Genomic DNA, 17,781 nt, shown 5'->3' with positions numbered 1-17,781 from the left:
CTAACTTGTATCTAGCTAACTAATTACTTAAAACTAACCACTTTCCTTTCATCAGCAACCTCTTGCACAACTTCGGCTTGCGTAGCTTTCGCATTCCAAACTAAATCGCAGATTCCATCTGTAGGATTGAAGCCTGTAGGTGCATCTAACAATAGCTGGCGAATTTTTTCATGTTCAAAATTATGACATGCAATATCGAACGCTTCTAAAAACACATTAAGCTCAGCCAACGGAAGCATAACTTCTTTTGCGGTCATAATACGTTCATGCGTTGTGTCTTCTACGTTATCGCCAATCAATAACTCTTCATATAGCTTTTCACCTGGTCGTAAGCCGGTACATTTAATTTCAATGTCGCCATGCGGGTTAGACTCGCTCTTAACTTCTAGGCCAGATAAATGCACCATTTTTGTGGCTAAATCTTTAATCTTGACCGACTCGCCCATGTCTAGCACAAATACATCACCGCCTTTACCCATCGCGCCCGCCTGAATAACCAGCTGGGCAGCTTCGGGAATGGTCATAAAGAAACGTGTAATATCAGGGTGGGTAAGCGTAATTGGCCCGCCTTCTTTAATTTGTCTGCGGAATAAAGGCACAACAGAGCCTGAAGAGCCCAAAACGTTACCAAAACGGACCATACAGAAACGGGTTTTGTGTATGCCTTTTTCTTTATTTTGAGCAAGGCCTTGTAAACAAAGTTCAGCCATTCGCTTTGTTGTGCCCATTACATTGGTAGGGCGCACTGCTTTGTCGGTGCTCACCAAGACAAAGGTTTCGACCTTAGCGTTTATGGCTGCTTTTGCAGCATAATAAGTACCAAACACGTTATTTCGCACACCTTCAACCACATTATGCTCAACAAGCGGAACATGTTTATAAGCAGCCGCGTGATAAACCGTTTGCACCCCAAACGCAATCATACAGGTTTCTAAACGGTTAATATGCTGTACCGAGCCCATGATAGGAATAAGCTCGATATTTAGCCCTTTAGATTTAATAAACTCGTTAAGCTCTTTTTCAATTGAATAAAGGGCGAATTCTGTTAGTTCGAATAAGACAAGCTTGGTCGGTGACTGCTTGATTATCTGACGACAAAGTTCAGAGCCAATAGACCCGCCTGCACCTGTCACCATCACCGACTTACCTTTAATATTGGCATCGAGTAAATCTTGCTTGGGTGTTACTGGGTCACGACCTAATAAATCTTCTATTTCTACATCTTTAATTTCATCAAGTGTTGCCCGACCTTCAACCACATCCAACATACCAGGTATGGTCATTACCTCAACAGGCAAGTTTTCAAGCTGAGCTAAAATTTCTTTACGTCGAGCTCGGCTTTCACTTGGCATAGCCATGAGTATTTTTTTAACTTTTTTTCTTTCAATCAGACTATAAATACCATCAAAAGCGATAACTGGAATACCCTGCAGTATTGCACCTTGTTTAGATGTATCGTCGTCTATAAATGCACTCACATAATACTCTTCACCCGCACCAATCGCAGGCGCGAGTTGCCTACCAGCAGAGCCTGCTCCATAAATTACAACAGGTGTTTTGTTTATCGTAGCTATACGACCTAACATCGCCCTTACGAAAATACGCGAACCACCTACCGATAAAATAAGTAACCAAGAATATATAACTGGCATGGTTCTAGGTATTGAAACATGTGTAAAGAATGAACTTAGAACAAGCACCACAGTACTGACAATAGCACCAATAACTATCGCACCTATTACTTGCATGCCGACATAACGAAGAACGGCCCTATAGAGACCTAAGTTTACAAATGTGAATAAGCTGACCGGTAAAACAATCGAAAGTAACAACCAGTTATGAAGCTCAAAAAAGGGAGAAAAGCTATCTAATCTAACGACAAGAGCTAACCAAAAAGCACTAAAGATAAATAATGAATCGATAAAAAGTGTAAAAACACGCTTACTAGAGCGAGAAGCGTTACATAAAATTCGGAACCAACTATCCACTGTAAATCCTTGAGCTAAAGGTTATCGCTTATTTTATTGATTTAATTGCAGGCTTTAAATATACACAAGAATTCAACAACTGTCATGGCAGTAATATTAAAATAGTCGAACTAGCCAACTTTCATCTCGCTAACTTACTACTATGAACTTTTCAACCTGTAGGTCGCGGCTTTAGCCCGACTAAAATAGAAAACTGACTCTATAATAAACGTTGCTAACCTGTAGGCGTTGACTTTACGTCACGCAAACTAAAAAAGCGCAGGGTAAACCAGCGCCTACAAACCTACTCTAAACTTTACCCTAGCTTACCGCTTCAAGCTTTCAACTCGCCAACTCGAAACTTCTAACTTCTAGCTTCTAGCTTCTAGCTTCTAGCTTTCAGCTTCTTCGCTAACTAAAAACAACCCGACATAAAGTCGGTGCTACCGAAATAGGGTTTGCAACTAACCTGTAAACGTTGTCTTTACGTCACACTTAAAAACAAAAACGCGCTCCACAAACATGAACCGCGCTTTTATTAAACTCGCTAACTTTAATCTCGCTAACTCGAAACTAACTGCTTATCGCTTATCGCTTAAAGCTTATAACTTACAGCTTCTTAACCCTATCTCCAGAGCCCTTTCCTGCAACAGTCATAATAATATACTTAAAGTAATTACTTAAACTCATAGTATCTATCATTTCCTTATCTGTTGTAGCTAAAAGCTCTGGCGTAGACATATCAATCTCATTTACCTGAGATAAACCTGTAATACCTGGGCGCACATCAAAAACTTTTTTCGCATCACGTGCCTGAGTAAGTTCTTCTTGATTAAATAAACCAGGGCGAGGACCAACCAAACTCATTTCACCTTTAAGCACATTCCATAGCTGTGGTAATTCATCTAGTTTAGTTTTTCTTAAAAAGCCACCGAAAGGCGTAATTGAAGCTGTACTTGCTAGATGACTCGCCACTGAAGCTGTATCCACCTTCATTGTTCTAAATTTAACTAGTGTGAACGATTTTTTATTTCTTCCCACACGCTCTTGCACAAAAATTGGTGAGCCAGTGTCAAATAAACCAATCAAAAACAAGATAACAAGAAAAGGGAAGGCAAAAATAAGTCCAAATAGAGCAAATAAAAAATCAAGCAAACGTATCATATAAAATTCCAAAGATTATTTTTTAGCTGCAAGCTTAAAGCCATGCTCTATAGAATAAGGTGGCTGCCAATTTAACGTTGTTTTTGTATGTTCAATATCGAGCTGCAGTGAACCAATTAAACGCTCAACTATGGCTTGCTTGCCTAAAATTTTACCTAGTATTCTAAAGCACCACACAGGCACTGGCAACGTCATATTGGGCTTTTGCTGTACTTCAGCCATCAACGCTACCATTTCAGCTGTAGACAAATCATTGCCGTCGCTTACTAAAAGCGTCTGATTAGCAGCCGCAGAATGATCAATACAAATCTGTATAAAATCAACAAGATTATATACCGATACTAGACTTCTTTTATTATTTTTAATTGAACGAAATGGTAACGGGAACTTTTTCCCGACTAAATTCATCATTGTAGCGAAGTTTGCTTTGACACCCTCACCATAAACTAATGGGCTTCTAATTATTACCACATCAATAGCGTGCTTGAGTGCAGCTTGTTTTATATATTCCTCTGCAACTAATTTACTTTGCATGGTGTTTGGTAAGACTGAAGGGTCAATGACTGTATCCAGTGATATAGCTTCATCGCATTCAGCGTATACATTTGCTGAGCTTAAAAATATAAACCTAGGTATACCTAATCTAATAGCGCGATCTAGCACCTTTTTTGTAAGTTCTACATTTATAAAATTAGCGTCAGCATCCGTAAACTGCCTGTGAGCAGCTCCCACTAAATGAATAACAACGTCTGCATCAGCATGATGATCACTGTTAAAAAAGCTATCTAATTGTTCCTCAGCAGCAGAAATCTCACTTCTGCTGATAGAGTAAATTGAAGAACCTTTATCTTCCAGATGTTTATTTAGATGCTGACCAATAAAACCTGTACTACCTGATAGGATTACTTTGCTCATTTCACCAAGGCTTCCATTAATGAAATGTACTTTTTCGCTAGTTGCTTGTAAGTATGATGTTCTTTTACAAACTTTGATGAAGAAACTTCGTAAGCATTTTTGTTATTGTGAAAATGAAGTATTTCTTGAGATAAAGCCAGTGAATCATTTGCTGGAAATGTAATCTCGCAATTTGCTTCTTCCAAAGGATTCCCTGGTGACTTAATACCATTGAACACAACTTTATCATGCATCATATAATCAAATATCTTATTAGGGGATATGCCAAATTTATACAGTTTTTTTGGCATCGCATTTATAAATAGAGCATCACAGTATTTGATCACATGAGCTACATCACTTTTAGGAACCCTACCAAAAAAAACTACATTGTCTAAATGTAATTCATTTACTCTAGCCTCTAGCTCTCTTTTCTGAATACCATCACCAACTAACAAAATTCCAACGTTATGCTTTTTTAAGTGCTCTGCTGCATTTATTAAAGGCATTAAGTTATTTGGGATACCTAGAGCTCCCGTATAACCAATAACCGTGTCAAAACCCTGTATAGCGTTTTTTATATTACTCTCTAAAACTTCAGGTATTTCTTCAGCAATCTGCTCACTAGTCAGTTCGATTCCATTAGAAATATAACTAAAGCTGTGTTTTTCCAACCCTTCCTTTAAAAAGAACTCTTCAGCATTCGCGAGTAACGAAACACAGTGATCACAGTGTTTATAACCAAACCTTTGAAACCAGTTGATTATTATGCTTAACGGATGGCGCTTTGAAATACCAACTAACTCTTGAAGACTGAGTGGCCAAATATCGCGCACTTCTAAAATTAGTTTAGCTCCATACTTTTTTGCATAATATTTAGCTGCAAGTAAATGAAAAGGATGAGCTGTTGAGGCGATGATAACGTCAGGTTTTTGACTTTTACTAAACTCACGAAATGTTCGACTAAACAGTCCCAAACCAAAGCTCAGCATATTAAGTAAACGCTTAACACCATTTCCTTCATAAGGGATTGCCTTTTGAAAAAAATAATTTACTCCCTCAACAACCCCTACTCCGGGCTTTACAGCAGGAATAGAGCATAAATGATGATACAACGAAGAAATAACAGTCGCGTTATGACCCAACTCATTAAAATGCTTAGCTAGATAATATGGCCTAAAAGACATACCATGCTTTGGACTACCAGCATATGGGTGTATATACCAAATATTCATCTTTTTATTTAGCACATATACTGGCCGCCGTTTACAGAAATAGTCTCTCCTGTTAGCGACATGCCACTCTCAGCAACCATTAATGCGGCATTAGCTAAATCTTCTAATAAAACCAATTGCTTAGTTGGTATATTCCCTTTGATTCTATCAAGAATATCCTCTCTTATACTTTCAACCATAGGAGTCATCGTATAACCTGGCGCTATCACGTTAACTGTAACCCCTTTCGTAGCAAGTTCTTGTGCTAATGATTTGGAAAACCCTATAATCCCAGCTTTAGTAGCAGAGTAGTTACATTGACCAAACTGACCTTTTAGCCCATTTATTGAACTAATATTAATAATTCGGCCAAAGCCATGTTCAACCATCGAACTGGCTATTGGTTGAGTTACAGAAAACAATGCCTTTAAGTTGGTATCAATCACATTATCCCACTGCTCTACGCTCATTTTTAAAAATGTAGAATCAGCAGTTATTCCAGCATTGTTAATCAAAACATCAACATTTGTGTTTGCAAGTAATTTAGATAGTTGTTGCGTTACTTCTGCTCTGTTATTAAGGTTTAGTGGTAGAAAAGAAACATATTCTTCACCGAGTTGATTTTCTGTTAACCAGCCGCTTAAAGCCTCCATTGGTTTATGGGTATGAGTGACATAAGCATGGTACCCTTTATTAACAAAAGCCTTTACCAAAGCGGTTCCAATACCACCCGTACCACCTGTGATTAAAACAGATTTCATTAACCTCTCCTTATAACTTTTGCAGGTACACCAGCAACAGTGTTACCTGACTCTACATTTTTTGTTACAACACTGCCCAGACCGACCACAGCAGAATCATCAATTTTTACTTTTTGCATCGTCGATGAGTTTGGCCCCATCCAAACACCTTCACCCAAGACAACACCACCACTTAACTCTGTGCATGCTGTTAATATTGAGTTTTTACCGATTTGGCAATTATGCGCGATATGTACCAGGTTATCCGTTTTAACACCATCATTTATAATTGTATTGTCGAGAGCGCCAACACATACACTATTTAAAGCACCTATCTCAACGTTGTTACCAATTACAACCCTTCCTAAATGAGGAAATCTAAACCATGATCCGTCAGCACTTTTTTCAAACCCAAATCCTTGCGCTCCAATAACAGAGTTCGCTCTTATAATCGTGTTTGCCCCAATCACTGAGCCCTGATGAATTGTCACGTTATGCTCAATTATCGTCCCTTCTCCGATTCTGACCCCGTCTTCAATTACTGCAGAGTCCGCTATAATTGCAGAATTATCTATCTCAGAACTTAGGTCTCTTTTAACCAAAACTTCAGAGTCAATTAAAAACTGCAAAGCCCGGCAGAAATCCAAGCGAGGGTTTTTAGATAGTATTAAAAGCTCAGCATCTGTACCATCAAGCCCTATAACGACCCCGTTCAATTGAGCCGACTGTCTCTTGCTTGCAAATGTTAAGACACCTGGTTCAATGTTAGACAAACTGCCAATAGTTTTTATTAATTGAGTACTGGAACCTTGAAAGTTCAACTCTAAAGCTTCAGCTAATTCAGATACAGTAATATCTCTAACAATTTGGTATTGCATGGTTCCCTCTCCTATAGATACATTCTTATGACTTCAAAACATTCAGCATACTCTGCGCCAACTTGAACACCTCGTGTTTTAGCTAAAGAGAATGTAAAGTCTTTTGATAAATAATTTCGCCTGCCCTGGGATTCATATTGATTCAACGCCTGTTGCTTAGCTTCAATATGTTTTTCCTCAAGCTTTACAAAGCACTTTGTATCAAACGTTAAGTTATTCCAAATTAACTCATAACCCAATATGGTTGTATTTTTAAAAGCCCTTAGACTTTCCTGAGCTATCGTAGAGTGATCTTGATGAATATCATGCATTGAAGGGGTTAGAACAAGGTCATACGAAGAGTTTTTTCGTAAGTCAATTAAGTCTTCTAAAATTTGCTGCCTGTTATAATTTAGCTTACGAACTTGGTAATTAAAAATAATCAAGTTTGTAGGGGAAATCCCTAGTTTTGCAGTTGCTTTTTTCACCTCGGTCTTAAGAATATCTTTTGGCAACCCTTCTGGTACAGACTCTTCAGCAGTAGAGAAAGCCACATAAGTCACTTTTGCACCTACTTCTACCAATTTAGCGATTGTCGCCCCAGCTCCCAGCTCGCCATCATCAGTATGGGGAGCTAAAACCAAAACATTCTTGAAGTTCTCAATCATTGTGATCCTCCTACTAATTAACAATACGTGAGTAAAATGACGCAAGTTTGTGCTTTTCAATTGTCCAGTTATATTTCTTTTCTATCGCCTTTTTTCCGTTTTCTCCCATCTTTGTACATAAATCAGGATTGTCCTGTAGATATTTCAGCTTATCTGCATACTCTTCAGGGTTAAAAGGATCAACAACTAAACCACACTCACTGCGTTCTATAATTTGTTTCCAATAGGGAATATCTGTAGCAATCAATGGAATCCCTGCGGCCATGTACTCAAACATTTTTACTGGTAATGCATCTTGATAGTTAATGATTGGATGCAAAGTAACTAGTCCAACAGAACTGTTCGCCATAAGGTCAGAAACTTCATGCCTATTAAGCCAGCCATGATCTTCTACTTTATTCCAAGCAGGATGCGCATTCGCTTCTTTTTCTAAAGTGGGGTCATTAAACTTACCAGCTATAGACAAAGATACATCGTTACTCGCCTGCAATGCATCTAACATTTCAATAATACCTCTCACCTTTGAAATGTTACCAATGTAGCAAGCTGAAAATACTTTACTTTCTTTATTTACTTTTACTTTTACTTTGGAAAACTCTTCAAGTTTGGGAAAGTTATTAATAGCTTCGGAGTTACAACCATAAGTAAGAAATTTCTCTTGGATAAAAGGCGTAGCTGCAACTACACCATCCAACTTTTTACAAACAAAGCGCTCAAAGTTTTTAGCTACAAAAGAAATTGCCTTTGCCTGGTAAGGTTTTAAATATGGTTTGCTTAAAACTTGTTTTGGTAGATCTTCATGCGCATCAAAAATAACCTTTTTACTTTTTGACTTTAGCAATAATGCAATAGAGAGCAGCTCAGGGTCATGCAAATGATAAATGTCAGCGTTTAAGTCAACCGCCTTCTTATAAACAGACCAGACGATTTGTGTGAACCTTTTTAGCCTTTTATTTGAATGAAAACCAACATCATAGACTTTCACTCCATCCTTATTTTCATCGCCCAAATTATCTGCAACAACAAGGCTAGTATCCCACCCTTGCTCAGCACAAGAACGGCACATTTTGACAAAAATTCTAGTATCATCTCTAGGGTGCGCAGAAGTTAAATGACAAACTTTCAAGTTAAATCCTTAGTAGAACTATGCGTAGTTCTTAATTTCTCTTCCAAGTAATTTTTCAAGTTTTTGCTGAATAGCCTTAAGTCTTTTATAGCCAGCGTCCCAGTTAGAGTACTCTTTATAGCTACGACCTTCTTCTGAAATATAAGATTGAAGTTCTTCGACCGTAATACCTAGTTTTTGAGCAACAAATATTAGATCTTCTTTCAATTCAACTTCATCGTATAAAGGCTCTTGTAATATTTTAAGCGCCTCATCTCGACCAAGTTGCTTAGCGTTAATCAAGCTCGCTAAGTGCGGTTTACGCTTGTCATATCCAAATTTAGCTGGGAGGTAATGGTTTTGGAAAAAACGTGTGAAGATGGACTCTCCATGCTTGCGCCCATACTCTTTATAGCCAACTTCTTCAACTAAATACCTCATCGCTTCATCCTTATCGTAATGCATAAAGTTAAGAGGTCTGAATGTCTTCATTTTATAAATATAAGGATAATAAATATAATACTGAAGCATACTAATTGTAGAGTAATCTTTCAGCTTACCTTGACCGTGCTTTTTAAATATTGAGTGGATGTTTTTTGCATCCATAGCAGAGTGGTGCCATGAAGAAGGGAATATAGATTCTGTTGCAATGTTTCCGCCACTGATAACTGTCTTTATATTATTTTTAACGGCAAAATGATATAAAGTTGAAAAGAATGAATGATCTTGAACAACATCCTGATTCGCTACACCTGCTTTTAAATAAGCCAATTGTAAAGCCTGTACATCATTCCAGTTCATAACATGTGTATGAAGATCAAAACCACAATAATCTACAACTTGTTTAATATTATGTACTGCTAACTCACTGTTCCAACCAGCATCGACATGTACCACTAAGGGTCTTAGACCATAATCTTTAAGTTTTACCGCTAAGTAAGAGCTATCAATGCCACCACTTAGCCCAATAATGCAGTCGTATTCTTTACCTTTACCTTCTCGCTTTATCTGTTCGATGCGCTGTTCAAGTAAGTCTTCTCTGTCTGGTTGCCAGCGCTTAGAAATCACATTGTCAAAATTGTTACAGTAATTACAAACACCGTTATCATCAAAATAAATATCGTCGTCAGTTGTGTCCATTACACATCTTGTACAAACTGTAATATCATGCTTACTCATTATTTTGCCCTTTAAATAAATTTTCTAATTCAGCGTATTTAGGGTATGTAATTAATACTGCTTTATGCTTTCCATGAAAAGTAAACATATCACCTGCAGCGACTGCAGAAGCCCCTACATCAACTGCTTGCTTAAAATCTTTCAAACATCCAGCACCGCCAGACGCAATAACGGGAATATCCAACTTAGTAGACAAATCTTGGATTAACTCGTAGTCATAGCCTTTTAAAGTTCCCTCATTATCGATTGAATTCACGATAATTTCACCTGCACCTGCATCCTGCACTCTTAAAGCATATTCAATTGGGTCTAATTTAGAGTTGTTCTTACCAGAATGAGTAAAGACTCTTTTGCCGCCAAAAAATGTTTTTTTATAGTCAATTGATACAACAATACTTTGTTGACCTACAATTTGACTTGCAGCTGACACTAACGACAAATTTTCTACTGCAGCTGTATTCAATATCGCTTTTTCAACGCCTATTTTGAATAACATTTCAATATCGGGTAACTCTCTCAAGCCACCACCGTAAGCAAATGGCATAAACGCTTGAGAAGCAATGTTCTTTATTAACTCAAAATTAGGCCTTCTATCCTCATTAGTCGCAGTGATATCGAGAATCGCAAGTTCATCGACTTCTTTATCGTTAAAGATCTTAACTGCATTTACAGGATCACCAACATATTTATGTTTTTTAAAATTCCGGCCTTTGACTAAACCTGTATTATCAAGAAGTAAGGTAGGAATTACCCTTTTGTTCAACATACTAAATTCACAAATTGTTTAAATAATTGAATGCCAAATTTATGACTTTTCTCAGGATGGAACTGAGTTGCCCATATATTGTCTTTACGCACTGCACAAACAAACTCATAACCGTATTGAGCTGTCCCTATCACATACTTAGGATCGCAAACAACGTGGAAAGAATGCACAAAATAAAACCTGTGCTCCTCAAAACCTTCAAAGAAAAGCTCTGAGTTATTTGGAGAATTAACAACGCTCCATCCCATATGAGGTACTTTTAATTTAGCTTCGATATTATCGAAGTTAAATCTCTTAACTCTTCCAGGTATCCATCCCAAACCACTTAAGACACCTTCTTCACTTTTATCAAATAAAAGCTGCATGCCCAAACACACGCCTAAGAAAGGCTTCTTATTAACTAAAACTTCTTCTTCAATTAAGCTTCTTAGTCCAGATTCGTCGAATTTTTTGATAGCATTATCAAAAGCACCTACACCAGGGAGGATTAAAGCTTTAGAATTTTTAATCACTTCAGGATCACTCGAAACACAGCCATCTACGCCAACTTTTCTTAGCATATTTAAAATTGAGCCCGAATTCCCAGTTCCATAATCTATTATTACAAACACCTTTTTACTCCACCATACTCTGATATATTTCTAGAAGCACTTTTTCTTGATGCTGCCATTTATATTTTTCGGATACTTTCCTACACTGTTCTCGATATGTTGAAGTATCAATATTAGAGGTTTGTTCAATCAACCTTGTCAATTCACTGACTGAGAAATTTTCAGAGTACCAGCCAATTGAATTATCATGTTCTTGAATAAAAGATTTCATATCAATACAATCTGATACAATCACAGGTAAGCCTGAAGCTAAATACTCGAACACTTTATTTGGCATACAATAACTATAAGATAAACATACAGCTTCAACGAATGAAAGACCTATATCCGCGGAAGATGTGTAACTTAATACTTCTGAAGGGGCGACTGCTGGTAAATAGTAGATATTTTCATGCTCTTTTGAAGACTCAATAATATCACCCTCACTTACACCATAGCCCATGAATACAACGGCAACATTTTTTTTAGTCTTTTTAAATACTTCTAATATTTGTTCGACACCACTGCCAGGTTTTAAGCCTCCTTGGTAGATGTATAACTTTGTATCGGGTTGAATATCAAACCTGTCTCTTAGTAACGTAGTTTTCTGAACATTTTTTACTATTGGAGCATTAAAAACTACCGTTACCTTACTGTTTGGGTAATGTTTTTTATACCACCTTTCGATTGACTTACTAACTACTACAGTATGGTCAACAAACCTTATTAGTAGCTTTTCAACTTTTTTTGAAAGTATTTTTCGAATTCCATGTAGACCATTTTTTTCAGTTTCTAGTTCATGTGCATCATAAATCAATTTTGCACCGTATAAAAACTTCAAAATAACTCCTATAGGCAGAAGAGCGAGCGAGTGAATTGTAATAATTCCGATACTTTCCTTTCTATATCTAGAAAATATCGATAATCCGAACTCAAAATACTTCAAGAGCTGTACAACAAGATTATTACCAAAATTACGTGTTTTGAGATCGAACCTTTTTAAATTTATACCATCCAAGTCTTCTTCTAAAGCTAGGCTTTCACCCCATAATGATGCCACAAAAACATTTTCAAAGCTTTCTGAACTGTAAATGGAACTTGTCTGCTTTAAAACTCTAGATTCATTTTTCATCTCTGTTAACGAAATATGTAAATTATTCATACCTTAACTTTTCTCCATCTATAAAGGACATACCAAATAGACCACATGCATACCATAAAGGTAACCAGGTAAAAAAGGCTGAAAAAGTGCAAAAAATTATCACTGACGTCATACCTAAAACACGATAGACAACATAGTATTTATTTAAGTAAACACAGTAACTACCAGAGGGGTTCAATTTTGCACTTTTAAATGCATTGAAGACATACTTTAAAAAAATTAAAAAAAGTATGGTCCCTACAATCCCTAAATGTGGTAGTAAAGCAAACAAACTATGTATATATGTACCATCCCCAGTTGTTAACTTTTCAACTATCATATTTCCAAACAAAGGGTTGTAACTAAAATGCAATATAAAATTATTAAGTAATGCAAGGCGAGTTTCTATAGAAGATACATTCGAGCCATACCCAAAAATACGGAGGCTATCAAAATCAATATTTTGCTTTGAAACAAAATAAAGAACTCCCCAAAAAACAAGGAAGAGAATTAGTGGAAGATATATTACATACTTCAGTCCAACTTTACTAAAGATTAAAAAACTCAACCTAAACACTTCTATGTCATCTAAGTCTCGATTAAAAAACCTTAATATTGATAGCAATGTCAGATATACAATCAAAAAACCAAAAACCGTGACCATCCCAGAGTTACTGCCTATTAACTGAGATAACATCATAAACTGGTAACTTAAGACTCCCAATAAACATGTACATATTAATAAAGAGAATCGCCCTAAACTTTTAGGAAGTGATAAATGCATTGCAGCTAAAGAAACTGCCACCATAAAAGTCATGAACATAAAAGCTGCTGGCCTTTGGTAATTACCAAACTGGCTGGAAATTAAAAAAACATCTTTTCGAACATCTGAGAGATACAAGGAAAAAGCTTCTCTAGCATTCAAAACCATGATGGCTAACAGAAAGAGGTATAGAATGAATGATAGCTTACTTAGGGAATAATTTTGCCATGATATCTGGTATATATTTGCAATTAACAGAGAACAAAAAAGACCACATAGGAAGGAAAATAGTATCCCGCCAGTTGTTCCAATTGTAGCTTGCTTTAAAGAGTCGACATCAAAAGAGCTCAGTAAATATACATATACAAAATAAATTATAAAAATAAATAGAAAGGCAAAACTGTAATTAAACCTCCTTAGATACCTTAACCCATTACCAATAATCAGGACAATTATCGAACTAATTAAGAATAGCAAAAGGTAGCTATAGCCACCTGGAGACTCAATAAACTTTACATTCTCAAGCATAAATAGCACAAAAAATGTCAGCCCAAGATATGATAAAATTAGGTTTACAAAGTTCAGATTTATCAAAGCTAAAGCCACCTATTGAATATTTTATCCAACTACTTTTTTCTTAAAGGACTTCAAGAAATTCATCATTGTTTGATAGTTTTTATATTCACTATAATCTTTATTCGGTAACTCTATTAGAGCTCTCAACTCTTCTAAAGTGATTCCTAACTTTTCCGATATAAAGTTCATATCGTCTGTTAGTTCATCATCTCTATATAATGGCTTCTTTAATTCTTCTAAAGCATCTTCCCTGGTTATTTGACCAGCAACGATCATGCTTGATAAATGCGCTTTACGTTTATCAAAGCCAAACTTTTTAGGGAGGTAATAAGCTTGGAAGAACTTAGTCCACTTCGATTCATGGTGTTTACCACCATAGAACTTCCAGCCATATTCTTTCATTAGAAATTCAATAGCTTCATTCTTGTTATAGTCAATCCAATTAAGCGGGCTAATTACATTCATTTTATTAATGTAGTTCCAATAAATCTTAGACTTAATAAAACCCATCATTGGATATGTTTTAAGTTTCTTTTTGCCGAATTTTTTATGAATATCTTTAATATGAATACTATCTGAAGCATCGTAGCCCCAACTATTAGGCAATATAGACTCGCTAGTCAAATTACTTCCAGTAATTACATACCTAATTTTTTTGCTTTCAGCAAACTCATATAGCTTGGCAAAAAATGAATGGTCCTGCGGAATATCTTGGTTGGCGACCGATGATTTAAGAAACGCTAATTGAAGATCTTTCATTTCTTCCCAGTTCACAACATAGGTAAAAAGGTCTAAATCAAGTTTCTTAACCATTTTCTCAATATTTTGAACTGCAATTTCAGAGTTCCAGCCTGCGTCAACATGCACAACTAAAGGACGAAGCTTCATCAACTTTACAGCAATATGTAGAAGATAAGAAGAGTCAATACCTCCACTTACCCCTATAATACAATCATACTCTTTGCCAGCTCCTGACTGCCTTATTTCAGTTGCCGTGCTCTCTAAAAGCTTTTGCCCTTTTTCATTAGGAAACCACCCTTTTTTTAGTTTTTCACTGGCTTCTTTCCAATGGTTACTAACACCATTTTCATCAAAAGTAATGTTAGGATCACTGGTGTCCATAACACATAGCGTACATACCTGTTCTTCTAACGACATCTTTATTACTCCATACCCTAATTCATTTAGCCAGCTTAAAGCTAACTAGTAGCTGGACCAAATATTTAACACCAAAAGAAATTGCGTAGGCAGACAATGCAATTTTAAAACTATTTTCATAAACGGCGATTGCCATTCCAATCGCCAATGATACCACTAAAACTATTTGAATTAGTAAATCAATTCTCTGGTTTTCTCTCAAATATAAGATCCCAGCTAACGGACTGATAACAAATGCTAAAAGAAAATTGATTGAAAGAAAGCTAGTAATCTCACCAGCCTGCTTCCATTGCTCACCTAATACAAATGTAAAAAGCTCTGGTGCAAAAAAGAATAAAACACATGAAATTGGTGCCGCTATAGTGAACAAGGTCAATCCTGTTTTAATAAAAACCCTTCTACAACTTTGCCTAGCTTTCAATAGCTCACTAATTCTGCGTTTATAAACATCACCAACAGCATTACCAATAAGGCTTGTAGGTAAACCAACAACTCGGTTATACACCCCCATAGCCCCAGCTATAGAATTTCCAAAGACAGAAGAGAATACAAAAATATGAACTTGAGCAGCTAACCTATCAAGTAAAGTGCTGGGTACTAAAAAAAGAGGAAACCTCTTTAGTTTAATAGATAAGGTGTATAGCTTCTCTAAAGGCAACTGGCGGATAGAAGAAAACGAAAGTTTCAATTTTAAAATTAAATAAACTGCGTTCACCGCCATACCAAAAAGTGAACCAACAATTAGTCCATTCACTGAGTCAATTTCTAGATAACCAACTAAAAGAGAAAAAAAAGCAACTGCTACTGCAGCGAATACTCTGCCCCTTGTCATAAAGCCGTAATGCTGTAGACGATTGCACCAGTAATACAAAGCAGTGAATACGTTTGTTAAAATAATAGCAATGGAAAGAAAAAGTGCCGTTAACCAATCTATACTTATCAAACTAAAGTCAAAATAATAAGCAAGAAAACTATAGAATAACAGGGGAGCAACTATAAAAATGCCAGACAATGCTGTTAAAGCGGTACAGTGCTTAGCATCTTGCACTTCTTCTTCATCCAGAATCGCATTCTCATATTTCAATGTAGAAATTGAACTGAGCACTGCAACACTTGCTAGAAACACAGCAAATATACCAAATTGACTCGGAGTATAGAGCCGAGTCAAAAGAGGTAAGGATATGATATTTATGAGCTGTGCAAGTGCTGTACCAGTTGCCAACTTAGCTATTTGTTTTGCAAAAATGCTATCCTTAAAAGACATCCTACAAATAACCATGCATAGGTAAACTAAATACTGAACTTGCTAAACGCTCTGCTACTGGAAAATCACCTTCCTGGTAACCTAACGCTTTAAATGCGGTTTGTTGATGCATACACGTGCCGTAATAGACCATAGTTGGAATACCTTCGGCTTTATATTTGGCCATTTCTGTATCTCGGTCTGCTGCCGTAAGTGTATATTGTGCCCAAGAGCTTACATAACCTTCTGGGACAACTGGCGTTTTATATGTATCTTTTAATTCCGCGGTATACTTATCTGCAGCTTGGTTGCGATTAATCAACTCTTGCGGAAATGCTGCGAGCTTCTCAAGTAAAACTGCCGCTTGAATGGTGTCTAGGCGAGAATTCATACCAATACGCACGTTATCGTATTTGTCTTTGCCTTTACCATGCACACGGTATGACTTTAGTAACTCTGCATATTCATCATTATCTGTAAATAGTGCACCACCATCACCATAGCAACCTAGTGGCTTTGCTGGGAAGAAACTTGTTGTTGCAATATCACCAAATGAACCCGCGCGTTTGCCATTAATTTCTCCACCAAAGCCTTGCGCCGCATCTTCGATGATTTTTAAATCATATTTGTCTGCGATTTTTCTAAGTGCAGGATAATCTGCAGGTAGGCCAAACAAATCTACTGCAATGATTGCTTTTGGTTTTAATTTGCCTTCTGCGATTACAGCTTCAATGCGCTTTTCTAGATCTATTGGGCAAATGTTAAATGTATCTTCATTTGAATCTACAAATACTGGCGTTGCGCCTTCAAATGCGATGGTTTCTGCTGTGGCGAAGAACGTAAATGTAGGACAAAAAACCGCATCACCTTCTTTAACATCTAACACCATTAATGCTAGCGTTAATGCGTCTGTGCCATTGGCGCAACTTATTGTGTGCTTAACGCCTACATATTCCGATAATTGTTGCTCTAACTCTTGTACTTCAGGACCCATGATATATTTACCATGGTCTAAAACTGCCTGAATGCGAGCATCGATTTTTTCTTTCAAGTGCTGATATTGCGCAGCTAAATCTATAAATTGCATTTAATAATTACTTCTACGAATTATTTAATTGAAACAAAGCCATTTTCTAACTGATATTGCTCGCCTGTATGTTCACAGGTTGCCATACCATTTCCTTCGAGCGGTAGGTCTAGCTGCTCACCGTATTTGCTTATCCAGCCAATTTGTTTGGCTGGTACGCCAACCATCAATGCAAAGGGTTTTACATCTTTATTGATTACAGCGCCCGCACCAACCAGTGAGTATTCACCAATGGTTACACCACATACGATAGTACTGTTAGCACCTAACGTAGCACCGCGTTTTACTAGTGTATCGCGGTACTCTGTTTTTCGCTCAATAAATGAACGCGGGTTGTACACATTGGTAAATACCATGCTAGGACCACAAAACACATCATCTTCTAAATGCACATTATCGTATACAGATACGTTGTTTTGTACTTTGACGTTATTACCTATGGTCACTTTATTACCGACAAATACGTTTTGACCTAGCGAGCAACCTTCACCTATTTGCGCGCCACCACACACATGCACAAAGTGCCATACGCGTGTGTTTGCACCGATTTGCGCGCCTTCGTCAACTATAGCACTTTCATGTACATGGTAACTCATAGGTTATAGGACCTTAGATAGTAGTGGGTGTGCTTTTTCGCCTGCTTCTACTACGTCTTGCACGCGAATATTC

The 17,781-nt window shown here is 36.9% G+C and carries 17 protein-coding genes; all 17 read right to left on the bottom strand.

The window, feature by feature from the left end; all coding sequences use genetic code 11:
- Positions 1 to 23: 23 nt before the first annotated feature.
- The gene (locus tag C1E24_RS19300) at positions 24 to 1,988 is read right to left on the bottom strand and encodes a polysaccharide biosynthesis protein (RefSeq protein ID WP_138484321.1); all 1,965 of its coding nucleotides are present in this window, start codon (positions 1,986 to 1,988) and stop codon (positions 24 to 26) included.
- A 588-nt stretch (positions 1,989 to 2,576) separates the two neighbouring features.
- Positions 2,577 to 3,131: a sugar transferase gene (locus C1E24_RS19295; protein WP_138484322.1), complete on the bottom strand. Its 555-nt coding sequence runs from the start codon at positions 3,129 to 3,131 to the stop codon at positions 2,577 to 2,579.
- A gap of 15 nt (positions 3,132 to 3,146) precedes the next feature.
- Entirely contained in the window at positions 3,147 to 4,046 is a 900-nt protein-coding gene (locus C1E24_RS19290) for an NAD-dependent epimerase/dehydratase family protein (protein ID WP_138484319.1), read from the bottom strand.
- A complete protein-coding gene (locus tag C1E24_RS19285; RefSeq protein ID WP_138484317.1) occupies positions 4,043 to 5,260 on the bottom strand; it encodes a glycosyltransferase family 4 protein in 1,218 nt (405 codons plus the stop codon). The genes C1E24_RS19290 and C1E24_RS19285 overlap by 4 nt, the downstream gene beginning before the upstream one ends.
- Before the next feature lie 8 nt (positions 5,261 to 5,268).
- Complete coding sequence (locus C1E24_RS19280) at positions 5,269 to 6,000, bottom strand: 3-oxoacyl-ACP reductase (RefSeq protein WP_138484315.1); 732 nt, start codon at positions 5,998 to 6,000, stop codon at positions 5,269 to 5,271.
- Entirely contained in the window at positions 6,000 to 6,857 is an 858-nt protein-coding gene (locus C1E24_RS19275; RefSeq protein WP_138484313.1) for a UDP-3-O-(3-hydroxymyristoyl)glucosamine N-acyltransferase, read from the bottom strand. Before C1E24_RS19275 ends, C1E24_RS19280 begins: the two co-directional genes overlap by 1 nt.
- Before the next feature lie 11 nt (positions 6,858 to 6,868).
- Positions 6,869 to 7,504: a PIG-L deacetylase family protein gene (locus C1E24_RS19270; RefSeq protein WP_138484311.1), complete on the bottom strand. Its 636-nt coding sequence runs from the start codon at positions 7,502 to 7,504 to the stop codon at positions 6,869 to 6,871.
- Between the two features lie 13 nt (positions 7,505 to 7,517).
- Complete coding sequence (locus tag C1E24_RS19265) at positions 7,518 to 8,630, bottom strand: glycosyltransferase family 4 protein (RefSeq protein ID WP_138484309.1); 1,113 nt, start codon at positions 8,628 to 8,630, stop codon at positions 7,518 to 7,520.
- An 18-nt stretch (positions 8,631 to 8,648) separates the two neighbouring features.
- The gene (locus C1E24_RS19260; protein ID WP_138484307.1) at positions 8,649 to 9,788 is read right to left on the bottom strand and encodes an N-acetyl sugar amidotransferase; all 1,140 of its coding nucleotides are present in this window, start codon (positions 9,786 to 9,788) and stop codon (positions 8,649 to 8,651) included.
- Complete coding sequence (locus tag C1E24_RS19255; protein WP_138484305.1) at positions 9,781 to 10,554, bottom strand: AglZ/HisF2 family acetamidino modification protein; 774 nt, start codon at positions 10,552 to 10,554, stop codon at positions 9,781 to 9,783. Before C1E24_RS19255 ends, C1E24_RS19260 begins: the two co-directional genes overlap by 8 nt.
- Complete coding sequence (hisH, locus tag C1E24_RS19250) at positions 10,548 to 11,165, bottom strand: imidazole glycerol phosphate synthase subunit HisH (RefSeq protein WP_138484303.1); 618 nt, start codon at positions 11,163 to 11,165, stop codon at positions 10,548 to 10,550. Before hisH ends, C1E24_RS19255 begins: the two co-directional genes overlap by 7 nt.
- Before the next feature lie 4 nt (positions 11,166 to 11,169).
- Entirely contained in the window at positions 11,170 to 12,306 is a 1,137-nt protein-coding gene (locus C1E24_RS19245) for a glycosyltransferase (RefSeq protein WP_138484301.1), read from the bottom strand.
- Positions 12,299 to 13,576: a hypothetical protein gene (locus tag C1E24_RS19240; protein WP_206078144.1), complete on the bottom strand. Its 1,278-nt coding sequence runs from the start codon at positions 13,574 to 13,576 to the stop codon at positions 12,299 to 12,301. The genes C1E24_RS19245 and C1E24_RS19240 overlap by 8 nt, the downstream gene beginning before the upstream one ends.
- A 90-nt stretch (positions 13,577 to 13,666) precedes the next feature.
- Positions 13,667 to 14,782 carry an N-acetyl sugar amidotransferase gene (locus C1E24_RS19235; RefSeq protein ID WP_138484297.1) on the bottom strand — a complete coding sequence of 372 codons (1,116 nt, stop codon included), beginning with the start codon at positions 14,780 to 14,782 and terminating at the stop codon, positions 13,667 to 13,669.
- A 22-nt stretch (positions 14,783 to 14,804) separates the two neighbouring features.
- Positions 14,805 to 16,046 (bottom strand): lipopolysaccharide biosynthesis protein, encoded by a 1,242-nt coding sequence (locus tag C1E24_RS19230; RefSeq protein WP_171040937.1) that lies wholly within the window; start codon positions 16,044 to 16,046, stop codon positions 14,805 to 14,807.
- Position 16,047: 1 nt separating this feature from the next.
- Positions 16,048 to 17,112, bottom strand: coding sequence for a DegT/DnrJ/EryC1/StrS family aminotransferase (locus C1E24_RS19225; protein WP_138484293.1), 1,065 nt, complete (start codon positions 17,110 to 17,112; stop codon positions 16,048 to 16,050).
- Positions 17,113 to 17,132: 20 nt separating this feature from the next.
- Positions 17,133 to 17,708 (bottom strand): acyltransferase, encoded by a 576-nt coding sequence (locus C1E24_RS19220; protein ID WP_138484280.1) that lies wholly within the window; start codon positions 17,706 to 17,708, stop codon positions 17,133 to 17,135.
- Positions 17,709 to 17,781 lie beyond the last annotated feature (73 nt).

Origin of the sequence: Pseudoalteromonas phenolica (assembly GCF_005876835.1) — a bacterium.
Lineage (GTDB): Bacteria > Pseudomonadota > Gammaproteobacteria > Enterobacterales > Alteromonadaceae > Pseudoalteromonas > Pseudoalteromonas phenolica_B.
Note: the sequence above shows the minus strand (reverse complement) of the source record. Positions and strands in the feature narration are given on the sequence as shown.